At 53.4% G+C, this 15,656-nt stretch carries 15 protein-coding genes; 6 read left to right on the top strand and 9 right to left on the bottom strand.

Going from position 1 to position 15,656, the window contains the following annotated elements; all coding sequences use genetic code 11:
- The 6 genes from ACMV5I_RS09860 to ACMV5I_RS09835 all read right to left on the bottom strand — a co-directional run bounded on the left by ACMV5I_RS09860 (nucleotide 1) and on the right by ACMV5I_RS09835 (nucleotide 6,563).
- The gene (locus tag ACMV5I_RS09860; protein ID WP_414824231.1) at nucleotides 1–2,559 is read right to left on the bottom strand and encodes a fimbria/pilus outer membrane usher protein; all 2,559 of its coding nucleotides are present in this window, start codon (nucleotides 2,557–2,559) and stop codon (nucleotides 1–3) included.
- Between the two features lie 47 nt (nucleotides 2,560–2,606).
- A complete protein-coding gene (locus ACMV5I_RS09855; protein ID WP_414824229.1) occupies nucleotides 2,607–3,335 on the bottom strand; it encodes a molecular chaperone in 729 nt (242 codons plus the stop codon).
- Nucleotides 3,336–3,393: 58 nt separating this feature from the next.
- Nucleotides 3,394–3,954: a fimbrial protein gene (locus ACMV5I_RS09850; RefSeq protein ID WP_414824228.1), complete on the bottom strand. Its 561-nt coding sequence runs from the start codon at nucleotides 3,952–3,954 to the stop codon at nucleotides 3,394–3,396.
- Nucleotides 3,955–4,166: 212 nt separating this feature from the next.
- Nucleotides 4,167–4,733 carry a helix-turn-helix transcriptional regulator gene (locus tag ACMV5I_RS09845; protein WP_414824227.1) on the bottom strand — a complete coding sequence of 189 codons (567 nt, stop codon included), beginning with the start codon at nucleotides 4,731–4,733 and terminating at the stop codon, nucleotides 4,167–4,169.
- Nucleotides 4,734–4,864: 131 nt separating this feature from the next.
- Nucleotides 4,865–5,245, bottom strand: coding sequence for a winged helix-turn-helix domain-containing protein (locus tag ACMV5I_RS09840; protein ID WP_141132727.1), 381 nt, complete (start codon nucleotides 5,243–5,245; stop codon nucleotides 4,865–4,867).
- Nucleotides 5,246–6,065: 820 nt separating this feature from the next.
- On the bottom strand, nucleotides 6,066–6,563 hold the full coding sequence (locus tag ACMV5I_RS09835; RefSeq protein WP_046807980.1) for a hypothetical protein: 498 nt from the start codon (nucleotides 6,561–6,563) through the stop codon (nucleotides 6,066–6,068).
- Between the two features lie 172 nt (nucleotides 6,564–6,735).
- Here ACMV5I_RS09835 and hda point away from each other — a divergent pair, with 172 nt between their 5' ends.
- Nucleotides 6,736–7,437: a DnaA inactivator Hda gene (gene hda, locus ACMV5I_RS09830; RefSeq protein WP_024484905.1), complete on the top strand. Its 702-nt coding sequence runs from the start codon at nucleotides 6,736–6,738 to the stop codon at nucleotides 7,435–7,437.
- Nucleotides 7,438–7,472: 35 nt separating this feature from the next.
- On the opposite strand, the gene ACMV5I_RS09825 is transcribed toward hda, so the two are convergent.
- A complete protein-coding gene (locus ACMV5I_RS09825; protein ID WP_024484904.1) occupies nucleotides 7,473–8,153 on the bottom strand; it encodes a GntR family transcriptional regulator in 681 nt (226 codons plus the stop codon).
- A 125-nt stretch (nucleotides 8,154–8,278) separates the two neighbouring features.
- Between ACMV5I_RS09825 and ACMV5I_RS09820 the strand changes: the two genes are divergently transcribed.
- From ACMV5I_RS09820 to ACMV5I_RS09805, 4 genes are read left to right on the top strand one after another with little or no spacing between them, the layout of a single operon-like run.
- Nucleotides 8,279–8,995 carry a DUF2848 domain-containing protein gene (locus ACMV5I_RS09820; protein WP_024484903.1) on the top strand — a complete coding sequence of 239 codons (717 nt, stop codon included), beginning with the start codon at nucleotides 8,279–8,281 and terminating at the stop codon, nucleotides 8,993–8,995.
- Nucleotides 8,995–10,344, top strand: a complete 1,350-nt coding sequence (locus ACMV5I_RS09815) for an amidase (protein WP_414824226.1) — start codon at nucleotides 8,995–8,997, stop codon at nucleotides 10,342–10,344. The genes ACMV5I_RS09820 and ACMV5I_RS09815 overlap by 1 nt, the downstream gene beginning before the upstream one ends.
- Before the next feature lie 51 nt (nucleotides 10,345–10,395).
- Complete coding sequence (locus ACMV5I_RS09810) at nucleotides 10,396–11,049, top strand: hypothetical protein (protein ID WP_414824225.1); 654 nt, start codon at nucleotides 10,396–10,398, stop codon at nucleotides 11,047–11,049.
- Nucleotides 11,046–12,371 carry an MFS transporter gene (locus ACMV5I_RS09805; RefSeq protein ID WP_074031441.1) on the top strand — a complete coding sequence of 442 codons (1,326 nt, stop codon included), beginning with the start codon at nucleotides 11,046–11,048 and terminating at the stop codon, nucleotides 12,369–12,371. The genes ACMV5I_RS09810 and ACMV5I_RS09805 overlap by 4 nt, the downstream gene beginning before the upstream one ends.
- A 36-nt stretch (nucleotides 12,372–12,407) precedes the next feature.
- Here ACMV5I_RS09805 and arsC read toward each other — a convergent pair whose 3' ends face one another.
- Nucleotides 12,408–12,761, bottom strand: coding sequence for an arsenate reductase (glutaredoxin) (arsC, locus tag ACMV5I_RS09800; protein WP_065686532.1), 354 nt, complete (start codon nucleotides 12,759–12,761; stop codon nucleotides 12,408–12,410).
- A gap of 22 nt (nucleotides 12,762–12,783) precedes the next feature.
- Entirely contained in the window at nucleotides 12,784–14,253 is a 1,470-nt protein-coding gene (locus ACMV5I_RS09795; protein WP_414824223.1) for a M48 family metalloprotease, read from the bottom strand.
- A 304-nt stretch (nucleotides 14,254–14,557) separates the two neighbouring features.
- On the opposite strand from ACMV5I_RS09795, the gene ACMV5I_RS09790 reads away from it, so the two are divergent.
- Nucleotides 14,558–15,634: an AI-2E family transporter gene (locus ACMV5I_RS09790; RefSeq protein ID WP_121607508.1), complete on the top strand. Its 1,077-nt coding sequence runs from the start codon at nucleotides 14,558–14,560 to the stop codon at nucleotides 15,632–15,634.
- Nucleotides 15,635–15,656 lie beyond the last annotated feature (22 nt).

Here is a 15,656-nt window from a genome sequence, read left to right as displayed (position 1 = left end):
TTAATCCTCCCGGCAGATTGAATCAAAGCGGATAATGTTTTTAATGGTCGAGCCTGGTTGTTTAGGCGGTAAAATATAATTCAGCTGGCAGTATTGACCCGGTTGGCTACCCCACTTGACCGTAAGCTGGTCCCGTTGCTTTTCTACCCGCGCATAGATTTGTCCCATCTGGCCAACGCTGCCGATGTTGTTTTTCACACTGTCGAACACTTCGGCCCCAAACGGCACCGCTTCGCCATTAGCGCGTTGTGCCATGATCAACAGCGGTGTCCCTTGCTGGGTTTTAAACGTCACCTTGCTCACCGCACCTGCATGTGGGGCAACTTTGTCACTGGTATTTTCCAACTCGACCTCGTACTGCATGCCTTTTGGATCGATGGTGATTTCATTCATCTCATACGGGTTCAGATAAGGCACGGCGGCATGTCCCCATGGATCGATGCGCACACCGGAATAGCCGCCAACCTTGGCGCCGGTCGCCCCCTTGGCTTCAACCACGGCGAAGGTATCACCGGTATAAGGGGTCATGACAACACCTTGCGGCCAGGCGATCATCGTGCCACTCAGCCCAGCTGACGCATTCTGGTAATGTCTGCCCGCGCCGTAAGTGGCGGTCATATGGGTATAAGCTGAGCGGTAACCGCCGTTGAGCGCCATGCTGCTGCCCCCACCCTGGTTATAATGCATCGCGCTGGCACCGTAGTTGTATTGGTAGTCCTCTCCGGCACTGCCGGAAATCCCGACTTGTTGGCCACTTTGCCCCGTGGTGCTGTGATTCAGACTGGCACTCAGCGAGGGTAGATTGGCATTTTCTTTACGCCCTAATGGCATGCTGAGGTTAAGCAGCCAGTTGGTTTCCATCCCGCCCCGCATGCCGCGAACGCGCCCGGCGCTCAGGCTGTAGCTGATATCGCGATACTCGTTGCTGTAGCCCAGTTGATATTGAAGATCGGTATTGCCTTGATTCCAGTAATCCTGGGTATAACCGGTGACATACATTTGCCCCCATCCAGCTGGCAGCCCCTGATTCATGGTGATATTAAAGCGGTTACGTGGCCGCCAGATATTGTCAGCCGACTGGCCGCGCTGCTCGGCATCGATCGCCCTCATGGCGGTCATATAGTCGTAATAGCCGGAGGTTGAATAGCGATAGGCGGCGATGGTCAGGTTGCTGTTGGTTGCCGGCAAGAACTTGCTGTAGCTCAACTGGAAGCTCTGCCCGCTGTTCATCCGCTCTTTGGTGCTATTCAGATGGACTCGAGCTTGGCTGATATCGGCGGAGAACGCGCCAATGGAGGTGCTCAATGCTGCCCCCAATTGCAGCGCATAGTAATCATTACTTGCCTGCAGGCCGCCGTAGCCGGTCAGGGTATTGGTCAACCCGCGCTGGTAAGTGGCCTGGACTAGAGTGGGGTTTGTGGACAGCGAGATATCATTGAGCTTACCCGCTACCACATCGTAGTGGTGGGTTCCTGGGCGTAACAACTGGGCGACTGATGCATAAGGAACCTGGAAGTTCTGCACACTGCCGTCTGCTTCCTTCACCGTTACGTCCAGATTGCCGCCAAAGCCGGTCGGGTACAGGTCGTCAATCACAAAGGCCCCCGGCGATACCGTGGTCTCATAAATAACCAGACTATTCTGGCGCACGGTTACCCGCGCATTGGTCCGTGCGATCCCACGGATATTGGGGGCATATCCGCGCAGGGAAGGGGCCAGCATGCGGTCGTCGTTGACTAGTTCAACCCCTCTGAATGGCAGAGTATCAAACACCTGTCCTTTGGTGCTGGTTTCCCCTAGGCGCACACGGCCCAAGATCGCCGGAATATCGCGCTCGACATAGTTGTTGATCGACTGGTATTGCCCGCCGATCCTCTGCTGCCAGTTATAATTCCCGTCGTGGCGGAAATACCAAGCGCCGATATTGATGCCGGCATTTATCCCGGTGTAGACCGAGTTACTGGTTTCTCCACGTGAGTGCGTGGTATAGACGTTGGTGTTGTATCCTAACAGCAGCGCAGGGATGCCCTTATCCCACAGCTCCGGGCTGACATAGCCGCGCGCGATATTTTGCATCATTGCTTGCGGGATGCTGATATCCAGGCGCTGTAATCCTGAGTCGAACGCCACCTGAGCCTGTGGGATCAGGTGGGTGAGTGGATAGCAACTTTGTTCATTGCGTAGTGCCTCGGTAAAAGAGGTTGGCAGTTGGCTATAGTTAAAATTGATTTTTTTCAGGATGCCTGGTGACAGGCAAGGCAAGACTTGCTTATTCGCCTGCTCGACAAACAACACCTTTTCGTGCGTCGCCAATTCGCCGTTAACATAGATATCGGCTGGGTAGGTGCCCGGTGAAGCGGCTGCGCCGTGTTCAAAGCGGGATAAATCAACCGCGTCTGCCTCAGACGAGCTTAGAAATATCGGGTCGAAACGCACGCCAGTTCCCGTAGGAGCATCGTTGCGCAAAATCGCTGGCGTATCTTCTGTGGCCTGGGCCGCAGGCATGAAGGCCAACATTACCATGGTAGCCAATAGAGAATAATGGAATGGATGACGCATAGTAGATAAACAACCCTGTTTATATTTATCCCAAATAAAACGACGGATTAAAGAACAGCCTTCACTGTTTTAACCGCCCCCCAGTCGTTAACGTATTCGTAGGAGATTGCAGTTCCCGCAGGTAAAGTGCGCGCATCTTTTAATGTGAAATGTTGAACGCCACCAGGAGGCACCATCTCGCCTTCCGAAGAGAACGTATTTCCCCCCTGATGCACGACTACTGAGACCAATGAAACGTAATAGGGTGAGGAGTTGGTTGCCTGAAGTTTTCCGTTGTTAAATGACCAAACCAATTTTTCGGCGGCGTCGGCCGCTTTGGTGTTATCGGCAATGGCAGCCGGACGATAGAAGATTTTTATCCGGGTGCGGAAGGCGACCTGCAGGCGATTGGGCGCGATATTTTCCTTCACCGGTGGAATTTCTAATACGTTCAACCAATACACGGATTCTTTATTTTCAGGCAGTGCAGGAGATGCGGTATAACTCAGGCGTAGCGTCTGGCTTTTATTGGGATCGATTCGGTTAATGGGTGGCGTCAGAATAAAGGGCACGCGAATTTTTTCCGGTTTGGCATCGGAGTCGCCGGTATCAATCCAGCTTTGTACCAACATGGGAGCCTGGCCGACATTCGACAATTTGACGGTCACTTCCTTGTCATTCCCTGGATAAACCACGCGGGTCCCGTTGACCACAATACTGGCCGAGCCAGGCAGCGGGGAAATCAGTAGAAAGCATAAGGCGGCCCAGAGTGTTAACGGGAATGATTTGCTGAACATAAATACACTATCCTTGAACAATGAACAGGGAGGTTGCCCTCCCTGATAAATCAAAACATTATTTGTACTGCAGGTTATAAACTACGCTACTGGTCACTGTACCCGGCGTGGTTTGGCCATTGGCATAATATTCAACGGCGTACGGCAACAGCGCGGTACCATTGGCCTGATCGATATCGATATAAGTCATATCATTGACCTGGTTGGTGCTACCGATGTCGATGACTTTATAGTTGCCGGACACGTCCAGTAATTGCAGATCAACCTTGGTGGCGCTACCGCCAACGTTTTTCAGGCGCCCAGTGCCCAGGTCTACCGTATTGCCCGGTTGGAAGAACGCCGAAACCTTGGAATGGCCGCCCGTAGTACCGATCACACATTTGGAGATGTTCATCTTGAAAGAGGCACGGCCGGTGGTGTCACCCGCGCTAGTCAGTTCGGTTACGCTAACGGTGGGCAGAATGATGGTGGCATCAGCGCCCTGGCCTTCGATGTCCACGTCACAGGTGCTGTCAGTCAGCAGGCCATTAAACGTAATGGTACCGGTTGAGGCAGCTTGTACAGAAGTAGCCAAACCCAGTGCAGCCAGCAGAGAAAGACTAACAATTGTTTTTTTCATCTTTAAAACGTCCTTTATAGATCGAGTATCGTTACCATCATGGTAATACTTGGTGTATAAGTAGGTTGTAGCGAACAATAAGTGGCTTATTTATTCGTCACGCCTCCTTTTTTAAACGTAAAACTACGTTCAAACCTGTCGCCCATTAATACGGTTACCTTTAACGAGCGATTAAATTATCTGACTTGGTTTAAATGACGGATTGACACGCTTCAGTGCAACCCGAGGATTTTAACCTTCATCATCAATTCCTGATTGCTGAATACGCCCAGCCGTTTCATTGAATTACGCTTGTGGGTACTAATCGTTTTAACGCTTTTGTGGGTCAACTGCGCAACCCGGTGTGGGCTATGGCCCATCGATAAATGCCGCACCGTTTCCCTTTCCATCTCGGATAAGTTCAACTGTGGGGGACTGTTTACATCAAACCGGCCCATTAAGAACAACATCGATAATTTTTTGTGTAATTCTTGTTTGAATCTGGTGATGGGTATATCCAAATCGAACAGGCAAACGCTCCAGTCGGTAGGGGTACCTTGTAGCAAACGCTGGCAGCGTTCAGAACAAAAAACGATGCTGGGTGTTTTAGGTGTTGGTCGGTTAACAAAAGGCAGCACGTCGGTCAGGCACTTTTGGCTGATTACCCATATGTCGATTTGAGGTATTGCCTGCCCTGGCTCCAAAGGCATGCGTAGCGGAATATCAGCCAAGATGCTTTCTACTCCATATTTAAAAAATGAGTCAACCCCATAAATATTGATTGCTGGCTTATACTTCATTTCTTCCTCAAAGATACAGTTCTGGCAGTGGGCACAATAGAGACCAGGGTTAATATTAACCTGTCTTACTGTTTTTAACTGCAAGGTGATAATCGGACTCTTGGCTGAGTTTATTGCTGATTAGGCCATTTTTAATAGTAAAGCGTTTTTATATCGGCCCTTGAAATACTGACGCCTTTGCTTCTGGATGTAATGATAATCTCTTCCGAAATCCCCAATAACGCCAGTTTTAACTTGAGTTCTTTGAGTTCTTGCCACAGGAATTGGTTGGAAGATGAATAGTTCATCTTGCCAATGACCTCGCTCAGCAATTCCTGACGGCTGACATACTTGTCACCGGCATGCTTGAGTAAATAGGTGAGTATGGCCATCGTCACTTCTTTTAACGAGACGATCGCGCATGAGAAGTTGGCGCTAGGTTTGTCCGTACTGAGGCGAACTATCCTGTTATGCTTAACATCGATTTGCAGATCCGGCTCAACCCAGAAGCCAAATAGTTTTTTCCTATCCATTTCCTAAAACTCCTGTTATTAGGTAGAGAGCCTATCCGTTGGTAAGACAATTCTATGTTCTTACCCATATAAAACAATACGTTTAATATCCTGATCTTAGGGTTTCCACTTTGTAACAAAATGGAGTTTTTGACTGAATAATTTCATTTTTCTGGATATAATGACCATAAAAACACGGAAACGTAAATTTTGTGCTACAATTGATCGGGTTTTTTATACTAGCATGAAATTTTAAAAATAAATTTTCATTGGCATAAAATTCTTTTTTGTTTTGTAAGTTCAATTAATTCATCGACTTGCATGTAAATATGCAATTGCGTTGATTCTTATTTTGTGGCCAATAATCTTGGAAAATTTATAGCCATTTTAATTTCTGGCTCATCAGAGAATACTGAACCTGTTCAAGCTGTGACCCCCGTTTGCCAGGTTCATATTACGGAGTATCCAGCGGTATAAAACTCAAAGTTTATCATTCAATCTCAATGAGATGGCCTAACTATCCTATAGGATCTTGGTGTAAATAAATTGCATTTATAATGTTGTTTTTTTGGTTTTTAGGCTGTTTTTTATTGGGATATTTAGCTGCAATCGATAGCACCTCATTAACCAGAAAAATCTTAATGAAGTGTTAAAGTTCACATTAATGACAACTCTTGGGTCATTCGCTATCAATGGGGTTGGCCAGGCCTATTTGATGGAGGGCATATCAGACACTTTATCAACGGTTTTGCTGAATCGAGGTGGTGGGAAAGCAGGAAATAAATGAAGGGCGGGTAACCAAGCGGGCGCAGCATGCTGCGCCCATACAGAGCAATTCTGTTTATTGATTAGCGGGCTGAGCCGGTTGTTCGGTTTTACCGTCTGCTTGTTGAGCCTTATTGTCCATGCTGTTCTTGAGCTGTTCGGTTTTTGCCTTGGCCTGTTGCGCCAGATCGTTCGCTCCGTTAATCGCGTCGGCCTTGATGTTTTTGGCTTGATCGATCAGCTGCTGGCTTTGTTTGTCAGCATCCTGTTTGATTGCTGCGGCCTTGGCCTTGGCATCATCAGTGAGGGCATCCGCCTGCTTGGCGGCGTCATCTTTAATGGCGGAAGCTTGGTCCTTCAACTGTTCCGTCTGGGCCGCCGCGGCCTGCTTGATCTCTTCCGCTTTGGCCTTGGCATCGTCGGTCAGTTGATCCGCTTTCTTTTCCGCCGCATCTTTCATTTGTTCGGCGCTGTCTTTGGCCTTATCCAGATGGGAATCGACCTTGGCATCATCGCAGCCCACCAGCAGTAAACCTACCATTGAGGCCAATAGCACTTTATTCCACGCTTTCACGGTCTAGCTCCTTTCGGTCATCTTCAATTTGTGCGATTTATCTTAGAACAGCTTTGCCGTATAAGACAAATTTGGCAACTAAATCGCGTTGTTCTCATGGCGGGTTCAACAGCGGTTGCTTTCTGTGGTAGACTCTTCGCGTTTTCCTGCCAGTTTTGGTTGAGGTGCTTTTCTGAATACGCCGGCACAGCTTTCACTGCCACTTTATCTACCCGATGATGAAACTTTTGCCAGTTTTTATCCGGGTGAGAACCCATCCTTATTAGCCGCGATCCAATCCGCAGTCCGTCAGGAGCATGGTAGCTACATCTATTTCTGGTCACGCGAAGGCGGGGGACGCAGCCATTTGCTGCATGCGGCCTGTGCCGAACTCTCGCAGCGTGGCGAAGCGGTAGGCTATGTGCCCTTGGATAAGCGGGCCTATTTTGTGCCCGAAGTGCTGGACGGCATGGAACAGCTGGCATTGGTCTGCATCGATAACATCGAGTGCATTGCCGGTGATGAGGAATGGGAAATGGCGATTTTCAATCTCTATAACCGCATTCTGGAAACCGGCCGCACCCGCCTGTTTATCACTGGCGATCGTCCGCCGCGCCAGCTAAATCTGCATTTGCCGGATCTGGCCTCGCGCCTGGATTGGGGGCAGATCTACAAGTTACAGCCACTGTCGGACGAAGAGAAACTACAGGCGTTGCAGCTGCGCGCCAAACTGCGTGGTTTCGAACTGCCGGAAGACGTGGGCCGTTTCCTGCTCAAGCGTCTGGATCGTGAAATGCGCACGCTGTTTATGACGCTCGATCAGCTGGATCGCGCGTCGATCACGGCACAGCGCAAGCTGACCATTCCGTTTGTGAAGGAAATTCTGGGGCTGTAGCTAGCCACTATTCCCCATTCCCACTTTTAGACTATTCAGCCTTCGTGTAACAGCGCACTGCGGAATGACAGGATGTGCGCCTGTGCAGCACTGGCGGCGGCGTCGCTGTCCTGTGCGGCCAACGCACTGATAATCGCCCGGTGTTCATCGATAACTTCCTGCATATGCCCTTCCCGCGACAGCGTGCTGGCCCAGAAACGTTGGGCTCTGGCGTGCAGTACGCTCAGAATATCCGTCAACATGTTATTCCCGGCGATCTGCGCCAGCTCCTGATGGAATTGATGATCTAACGTCATCATCCGTACCCGGTCACGATCCAGGCTGGCGGCTTCGATCTGCTGATTCAGCGCGTTCAGTGCGGCAACCTGTGGCTGGGTGATCTTGGCACTGGCCAGGCGCATACACAGCATTTCATTGGCCAGCCGGACATCAATCAACTCTAACGCATCGTCTATCGACAGCGGCGAGACCATCACCCCTTTGCGCGGGATCACCTGCAGCAAGCCCTCATTCGCCAGACGGTGGATCGCCTGATTGATCGGCGTTCTGCCCATATCCAGCTCACCCATTACCTGCGCGGTATTGAGGTATTCACCCGGTTTGTAACTTAACGTCACCAATGCCTGCTTGAAGCGGCGGTAGGCCACTTCATTGAGTGACAAACCGGCTTCCTCTGCTACCGGGAACCCTCGATCTTCTGCGTCAATGGTCTTCACATACTACTCCTGCAAGAAGAAATTTTTAGACATGGTACACAAAAACGTCACATGGCAGTCGCTTAGTTGTTAACTGAAGATATAGTGAAATTTCACACTATTTTAACCAAAGGGACACAATTGCCATGAGGCTGACCTTTACTTTACCAGAAACCTGTAGTGCCAAGACGCTGGATGCTGACATCGATCATCTGGTCATCGCTGGCTGGACCGGTCGTGATTATAAGGCAATTCAACATCATATCCAGGAGCTGGCCGAGCTGGGCGTCCCTCAACCCAGCAGCGTCCCGCTGTTTTACCGTGTGGCGGTTAATCAACTCAGCCAAGGCGAATGCATCGAAGTGATCGGCGAGGCGACCTCTGGCGAAGCGGAACCGCTGATTTTCAGCCATGGCGGCGAACTGTATGTCTCATTAGCGTCCGATCATACCGATCGTCAGTTGGAAGTACACAGCGTAGCACTGTCCAAGCAGATCTGCGTTAAACCGGTAGCACGTGCTGCCTGGCCGTTACACGAAGTGAGCGATCACTGGGACTCCTTGATCTTGCGTTCATGGATAAAGGAAAACGGCGCGTTTCAGCTTTATCAGCAGGGGACTCTCGCCAGCCTGCGCACCCCCGGTGACTTGCTCGAACGCTATCTGAGCGGGCAGCAACTGCCAGAAAGTGGCATGACGCTCCCCCAGCTACCGAGTGACGGCTTGGCAATGACCTGCGGCACGGTGGCGGCGATCGGGGGGATCCGGCCATCAGCCGAGTTCCGTATGGAACTGGTGGATGAGGTGTTGGGGCGCACCATTGCCCATAGCTATCGCAGTATCGAACTGCCGGTGGTGGCGTGATGGCTAAGTTAACGCTTGTGCAGGCCGTCGCCGGGTTGGCCAGTGGAGAGTTTACCTCTAGGCAGTTGATCGCCGATGCCTTGGCGAAAATCGCCGATCCGCAGGGGGAAGGGGAGCGAACTTTTACTCAGGTGTATGCCGATTGGGCACAACAGCAGGCGCTGGCGGCCGACCAACGTCGCGCGGCAGGCAAACCGTTGTCTCCATTGGATGGCGTGCCGATCTCAATCAAAGACCTGTTTGACGTGAGTGGACAGGTGACTACTGCCGGTTCTCGGGTGCTGGCTGGTGCTGCGGTGGCCAAGAAGCACGCTGCGATAGTTGAGCGTCTGTTGCAGGCGGGAGCGGTGGTGATCGGTAAAACCAACATGACCGAGTTTGCCTACTCCGGGCTGGGTATCAATCCGCATTTTGGCACTCCAGCTAACCCCTGGGATCGCGCTACCCAGCGTATACCCGGTGGCTCATCTTCCGGTGCGGCTGTCGCGGTAGCTGACGGTATGTGCTGCGGTGCCGTTGGCAGTGACACCGGGGGATCGGTGCGTATTCCGGCCGCTTTCTGTGGTTTGACCGGCTATAAGCCTACCGCCCGTCGAATTGCCAGCGGTGGACTGCTGCCGTTATCGCCTTCGCTGGACTCTATCGGGGTGATTGCTCATGACGTTGCCAGCTGTATCGCACTGGATGCGGCAATCGCCGAACAAGCGCTACGGCTTGAGTCACCCTCCTTGGCGCAGGCACGTTTTGCCGTTCCGCAAACGCTAGTGCTGGATGGGTTGGACGAAGAGGTTGCCACGGCGTTTCAGCGTGCCTTGAAACGTTTGGCCCAGGCAGGTGCGCGGATTGAAGCTATCCCTTGTAGTGAATTTGCCGAATTGGCGGAGATCAACGCTGCGGGTGGTTTTACCGCACTGGAGTCTTGGCATTGGCACCAGTCGTTGATTGCTGAAAATGCCGAGGGTTATGACCCGCGAGTGCTGTCACGTATTCGTCGTGGCCAGCCGTTGGGCGAGAGCGATCTTCAGCAGCTACGGCAGTTGCGTGCCAGTTGGCAACAGCGGGTGACGGCCAGGGTGCAGGGCTTTGACGCCTTGTTGATGCCAACCGCGCCGCTGATAGCACCACCCCTTACCGAACTGGCAGAGGACGACGAAGCCTACTTCCGTGCCAACGGTGCCGCGCTGCGTAATCCTTCCGTAGTCAACTTCCTCGACGGCTGTGCGTTATCACTACCCTGCCAACGGCCAGGTGAGGCCCCCGTTGGTCTGATGGTGGCCGGGTTACCCATGAATGACCAGGCGCTGCTGGGCTGGGCGCTAACGATCGAACGTTGCCTTGCCGGCGCGTAATTTTTCGGCAGGGTGCCACCTTGCCTTACTGACTCTACCAGGAGAATACCCATGACCGGTTCCCCGAACGGAATGCTGTTTGTTGCAACGGATGTCGCCGCGCAGGATGAGGCGGATTTCAATCAGTGGTACGACCGTGAACATGTAGAGGAGCGGGTGCGTGTTCCCGGTTTTCTCTCCGGTACGCGCTATCAGGCGCTACAGGGTGGGCGCAAATACCTCGGGCTGTATAAAACCGCCTCTCTGGCCAGTTTTACCTCCCAGGCCTATCGCAACGCCTTTACCCAACAGACGCCGTGGTCGGTTGCCTGCCTTGGCAAGATGCGCGATCCCATGCGCCGGGTTTGCACGGTTGAAGCCGTCACCGGCCAGGGCAGTGGTAGCCATCTGAGCATCATCACGCTGGCAGTGAGTGAGCAGGATGTTCTGAAAAACGATGTTAAGCACATGGGTTCCGTGTTGGCTGAACAGCCGGGCTTTGTGCGCAGCAGCCTGCTGTTGCCAAACGCCGAGCTCAGTTCACCGCTTCCGCAAGAGTCGCAGGAAAATCGTCAGCTGTTACCGATGGTGTTGATCGAAAGCAGTAGCGCAGAGGCGGGGCAGCGTTTGAGTGAGCTGGCTTACCGCACGTTGAAAATCCCTGCTGGCGAGGCGGTGCATTACGCACTTGGCTGGCAACTGACCTCACAGGAGCTGGCATCATGAATACGTCGACCACTGAAACGCCGATTGTGGACTTATCGGTGAAAGATCACGCCGTCGATCCTCCTAAAACCGGCAGGCTGGCGGCAGCCAGTTCGATAGGCACCGCGCTGGAGTGGTATGACTTCACCGTTTACAACATCATGGCTGCTTTGATTTTCAACCATGTTTTCTTCCCGTCATTCGATCCGCTGGTCGGCACCATTCTGGCGTTTTCCACTTATGCGGTCGGCTATGTTTCACGGCCCATCGGCGGCATCGTGTTCGGGCATCTTGGTGACGTACTTGGACGGCGTTTTGTGTTGGTTGCCACGCTGGTGATCATGGGCGTGACCACCACGCTGATGGGGTTACTGCCCGGCTATGCAAGTTGGGGGATTTGGAGTCCGTTGTTGCTGGTGGCACTACGTTTCATCCAGGGCATTGCGCTGGGTGGGGAATGGGCTGGAGCCGTGCTGCTTTCGATGGAACACGGTAAGCCACATCAGCGTGGGCGTAACGCCTCTTTTGCGCAGGTCGGTCCCTCCTGTGGTTCGCTGATTGGCACCGGGTTGATCGCGTTGGTGACCATGGCGATGTCGGCAGACGATTTCCAACAGTGGGGATGGCGTATTCCGTTCCTGTTGAGCCTGGTACTGGTGGTCTTTGGCCTGTGGTTGCGCCGTGGGGTCGGGGAAACACCGGCGTTCCTGAAATTGGAAGCGTCGAAGGATGTTACCCATTCGCCGATCCGCGAGGTTTTCACCCAACACCCACGTTCGCTGCTGATCGCCGGTGGTTCGCGCATTGGCTCCGACGTGCTGTACGCGTTGGTGGTGGTATTTACCCTGACTTACGTGACCACGGTGCTGAACCTGCCACGGCCACTGGCGCTGACGGCCACCATGCTGGGAGCGATCGGCAACGCGATTACCGTACCGATGTTTGGCGCCTTATCCGATCGCTTAGGCCGCCGGCCAGTGTATATCGGCGGGGCACTGGCGGGGATAGTCTGGGCTTTTGCCTTCTTCGTGTTGCTCGATAGCAGTCAGCCGGTGTTGATATGTACCGCAGTAGTGATTGGCTTGCTGATCCATGCGGCGATGTTCGGCCCGCAGGCGGCCTTTATCACCGAACAGTTCCCGACTAGGGTGCGCTATGCTGGTTCTTCGCTGGCTTATACTCTGGCGGGGATCGTGGGTGGTGGCTTTGCGCCGTTGATCATTGCTTCGTTATTCACTTCTTTTGACAGCACGCTGGCGATATCGGCCTACGTTGTGCTGGCATTGCTAATTACCTTGTGGGCGTTGCTCGCCGCCCGGGAAACAGCGCATAAACCGTTGTAAATTCAGCAGCCGGGCGGATGAACGCCCGGCTTGCCATCACAAGATCTCCAATACCTGCTCTGGTGGCCTGCCAATGCGGGCTTTGCCGCCTTTGACCACTATTGGGCGTTCGATCAGTTTCGGATTGCTCACCATCGCTTGCAACAGTTGCTCTTCGCTCAGGGTTTCATCCGCCAGTTTCAGCTCTTTGTAGAGATCTTCTTTCTTGCGCATCAATTCGCGGGCAGAAGTGAAACCAAGTTCTTGTAACAGCTTTTTCAACTCGGCGACGGAAGGAGGCGTATCCAGATACAGCACCACTTGCGGTTCGACGCCATGCTGTTCCAGCAGTGCCAGCGTCTCACGGCTCTTCGAGCAGCGTGGGTTGTGATAAATAGTGACGTTTTTCATCTTTTCTCTTTCCTTGTTCAAATCAAGTGCGTTGGAACTTGCTGAAGGTTCTTTGCAACTGACGCAGTTGGTCAATCCGCGCGTCGTAGCGAGCCTGTTTCAGGCTGCCCAGCTTTTGTAATGAGCTGGCGTTGCTGAGCAAACCTATCGCCTGATCCAGACGGCCTGCCAGCGCCAGGCTTTCTGCCCGGGCGGAGAGTTCTTCATCGCGTAGACCTTGGGCAGCACTGGCCTGAGCCAGCAGATCCCAGCCGTTCGGATCGTTCGGATGGGCAAAGGTATAACGGTTGAGGATTTTTGATGCTTGAGCGGGTTGATTGCCCTCAACGTAGGCGTTCGCCAGGTTGAGCAGCAACACCGGGTTATTGCTTTGCGCCGCATTGACCGCCTCAAGGCGAGCAATGGCCTGAGCGGCTTTATTCTGACCCAGATCGATGTCGGTCAGCAGGTCCAGCATCCAGACGTTTTTCGGATCCTTTGCCAGCAGTGGCTGAATAAGATTGCGCGCTTCGTCGTATTTCTTGGCTTCATAGAACAGGATCGCCCGGCCATATTTGGCGGCTATTTGCTCGCGAATGTTGCCTTTGCTGTAAGTGTCCAGCAGGTCCTCGCTCAGACCATAGCCTTCCGAGCTGTACATGCCCAGCGTACGGACCCGCGCTAGCAGATAGTCTTGGCTGGATTGCACCAACTGGCGTGGCATTTGGTTGGCGCGGTTGCGGGCATCGGAAAGCCGGCTGTCTGGCAACGGGTGCGTCAGCAGCATTTCCGGTGGTTTTGAGGCGTAGCGGGACTGATCGGCCAGCCTTTGCAAAAAGTCTGGCATCGCTTCGGGATCGAACCCCGCGCGCTGCAATACCTGAATACCGATACGGTCAGCCTCTTGTTCATTCGCTTGGGTGAAGCTGATAATCCCCTGCTGCGTTCCTGCCAGCGTACCGCTCAGCGCCGCCATGCCCATGGTTGGGTTGGCCATCGCCAGCAGGATAGAACCCAGTGCGCCCACCCAGGTCAGTGGCGCGTTGCGTTGCTGGTCTTCCATTGCGCGGGCCAGGTGGCGCTGGGTCACGTGTGAGATTTCGTGCGCCAGGACCGAGGCCAGTTGGCTCTCGTTGTCGGTTTCACGGAACAGGGCTGAGTGCAGCACCACGTTGCCGCCGAAGAAGGCAAAGGCGTTGATCTCGTCGTTACGGACTAGAAAGAAGTGGAACGGGGTGCGTACCGAATAGGCGCTGGCGACCAGCCGGTTACCCAACTGGTTGATATACTGGGTCAATAGCGGATCGTTGATCAACGGGGCGCTAGCGCGTAGCTGCCGCACGTAAAAATCGCCCATGGTCAGTTCCTGGCCGATGCTCAACGTCCCCCCTGCGGAAGTCCCCATATCCGGCAGTTGGTCTTGCGTTTGGGCGTTAACCGGCGCCAACACAGAGGTGCAAAGCGAGCCGAGCAGCAGGACTGTTAACGCTGTTTTAGTCAACCGGATGGTCATAGTCAGGTCATTCCCTCAATAAAGTCATCAAGTAAGACGTCAGTATCAGATAAGAGTTCTTCTTCCGTGCCAGACTCTCCAGTACAATCAGCGCGAAAGTGCGTTGGCTCACAAAAATGCATTTTCAGGGGATCGTGCGCCTGAGCGGCAAAACGCTATCACATCATAGCCAGCCACAACCCACATTGAAACGCTGCACGGTGATAACCGGGCTAAAATTATTTAAAAATCATGTCATACCTGCTCGGCCGCATAGGGATTGGCGAGCCTCACCCCCCATTGATGGAATAAGGAGCAATCTCTGATGTTGGAGTTGTTATTACAGTGGTACCGACGTCGTTTCACCGATCCGCAGGCTATTGCGTTGCTGGTGATCCTGGTTGCCGGGTTCTGCATCCTTTATTTTTTTCACGGTATCTTGACCCCCTTGCTGGTGGCGCTAGTGCTTGCTTACCTGCTGGAGTGGCCTACCGCACGCCTTCAGCGCCTGGGATGTTCGCGCACCTGGGCGGCAAGTATCATGCTGATCGTGTTTGGCGGTATTGCCATGCTGTTGGTCTTTGTGGTCGCGCCAACCGCCTGGCAGCAGGGCATCAACCTGATGACCGATTTACCGGGCATGCTCAATCAGTTCTACAACTATGCGGCGACCTTGCCGACACGCTACCCGGCGCTGGTGGATGCGGGCATCATTGATATGATGGCGCAGAACCTGCGTGAGCGCCTGTCGGGCATGGGAGAATCGGTGGTGAAATTCTCACTGGCCTCACTGGTTGGGCTGCTGACGTTGGCCATTTACCTGATCCTGGTCCCTTTGATGGCGTTCTTCCTGCTGAAGGACAAAGAGCAGATGATCAATGCGGTGCGCCGTGTGCTGCCGCGCAACCGTGGGCTGGCAGGGCAGGTATGGATCGAGATGAACCAGCAGATCACCAACTATATTCGCGGCAAGGTGTTGGAGATGGTGATCGTCGGGGTGGCGACCTATCTGGTGTTCTTCATCCTGGATATGCGTTATTCCCTGCTCTTGGCGGTGTTGGTCGGCCTCTCGGTGCTGATCCCATACATCGGCGCGGTGCTGGTGACGATCCCGGTGGTGGTGGTGGCCATGTTCCAGTGGGGCATTGGTGCCGACTTCTGGACGCTGATTATCGCTTATCTGGTGGTGCAAGGGTTGGATGGCAACCTGCTGGTGCCGATCCTGTTCTCAGAGGCGGTCAACCTGCATCCGCTGGTGATCATTCTCTCGGTGATTATCTTCGGCGGCCTGTGGGGGTTCTGGGGCGTATTCTTCGCCATCCCGTTGGCGACGCTGGTGAAAGCCGTGATCCACGCCTGGCCGGATGACATGCTGGTGGATGTGGGTGACGAGGTGAAGTGAGGAAATGAAGCGCAGCAACCGA

The sequence above is a fragment of the Serratia sp. T13T92 genome (genome assembly GCF_047530105.1).
In the GTDB taxonomy this organism is placed as follows: Bacteria; Pseudomonadota; Gammaproteobacteria; order Enterobacterales; family Enterobacteriaceae; genus Chania; species Chania fonticola.
Note: the sequence above shows the minus strand (reverse complement) of the source record. Positions and strands in the feature narration are given on the sequence as shown.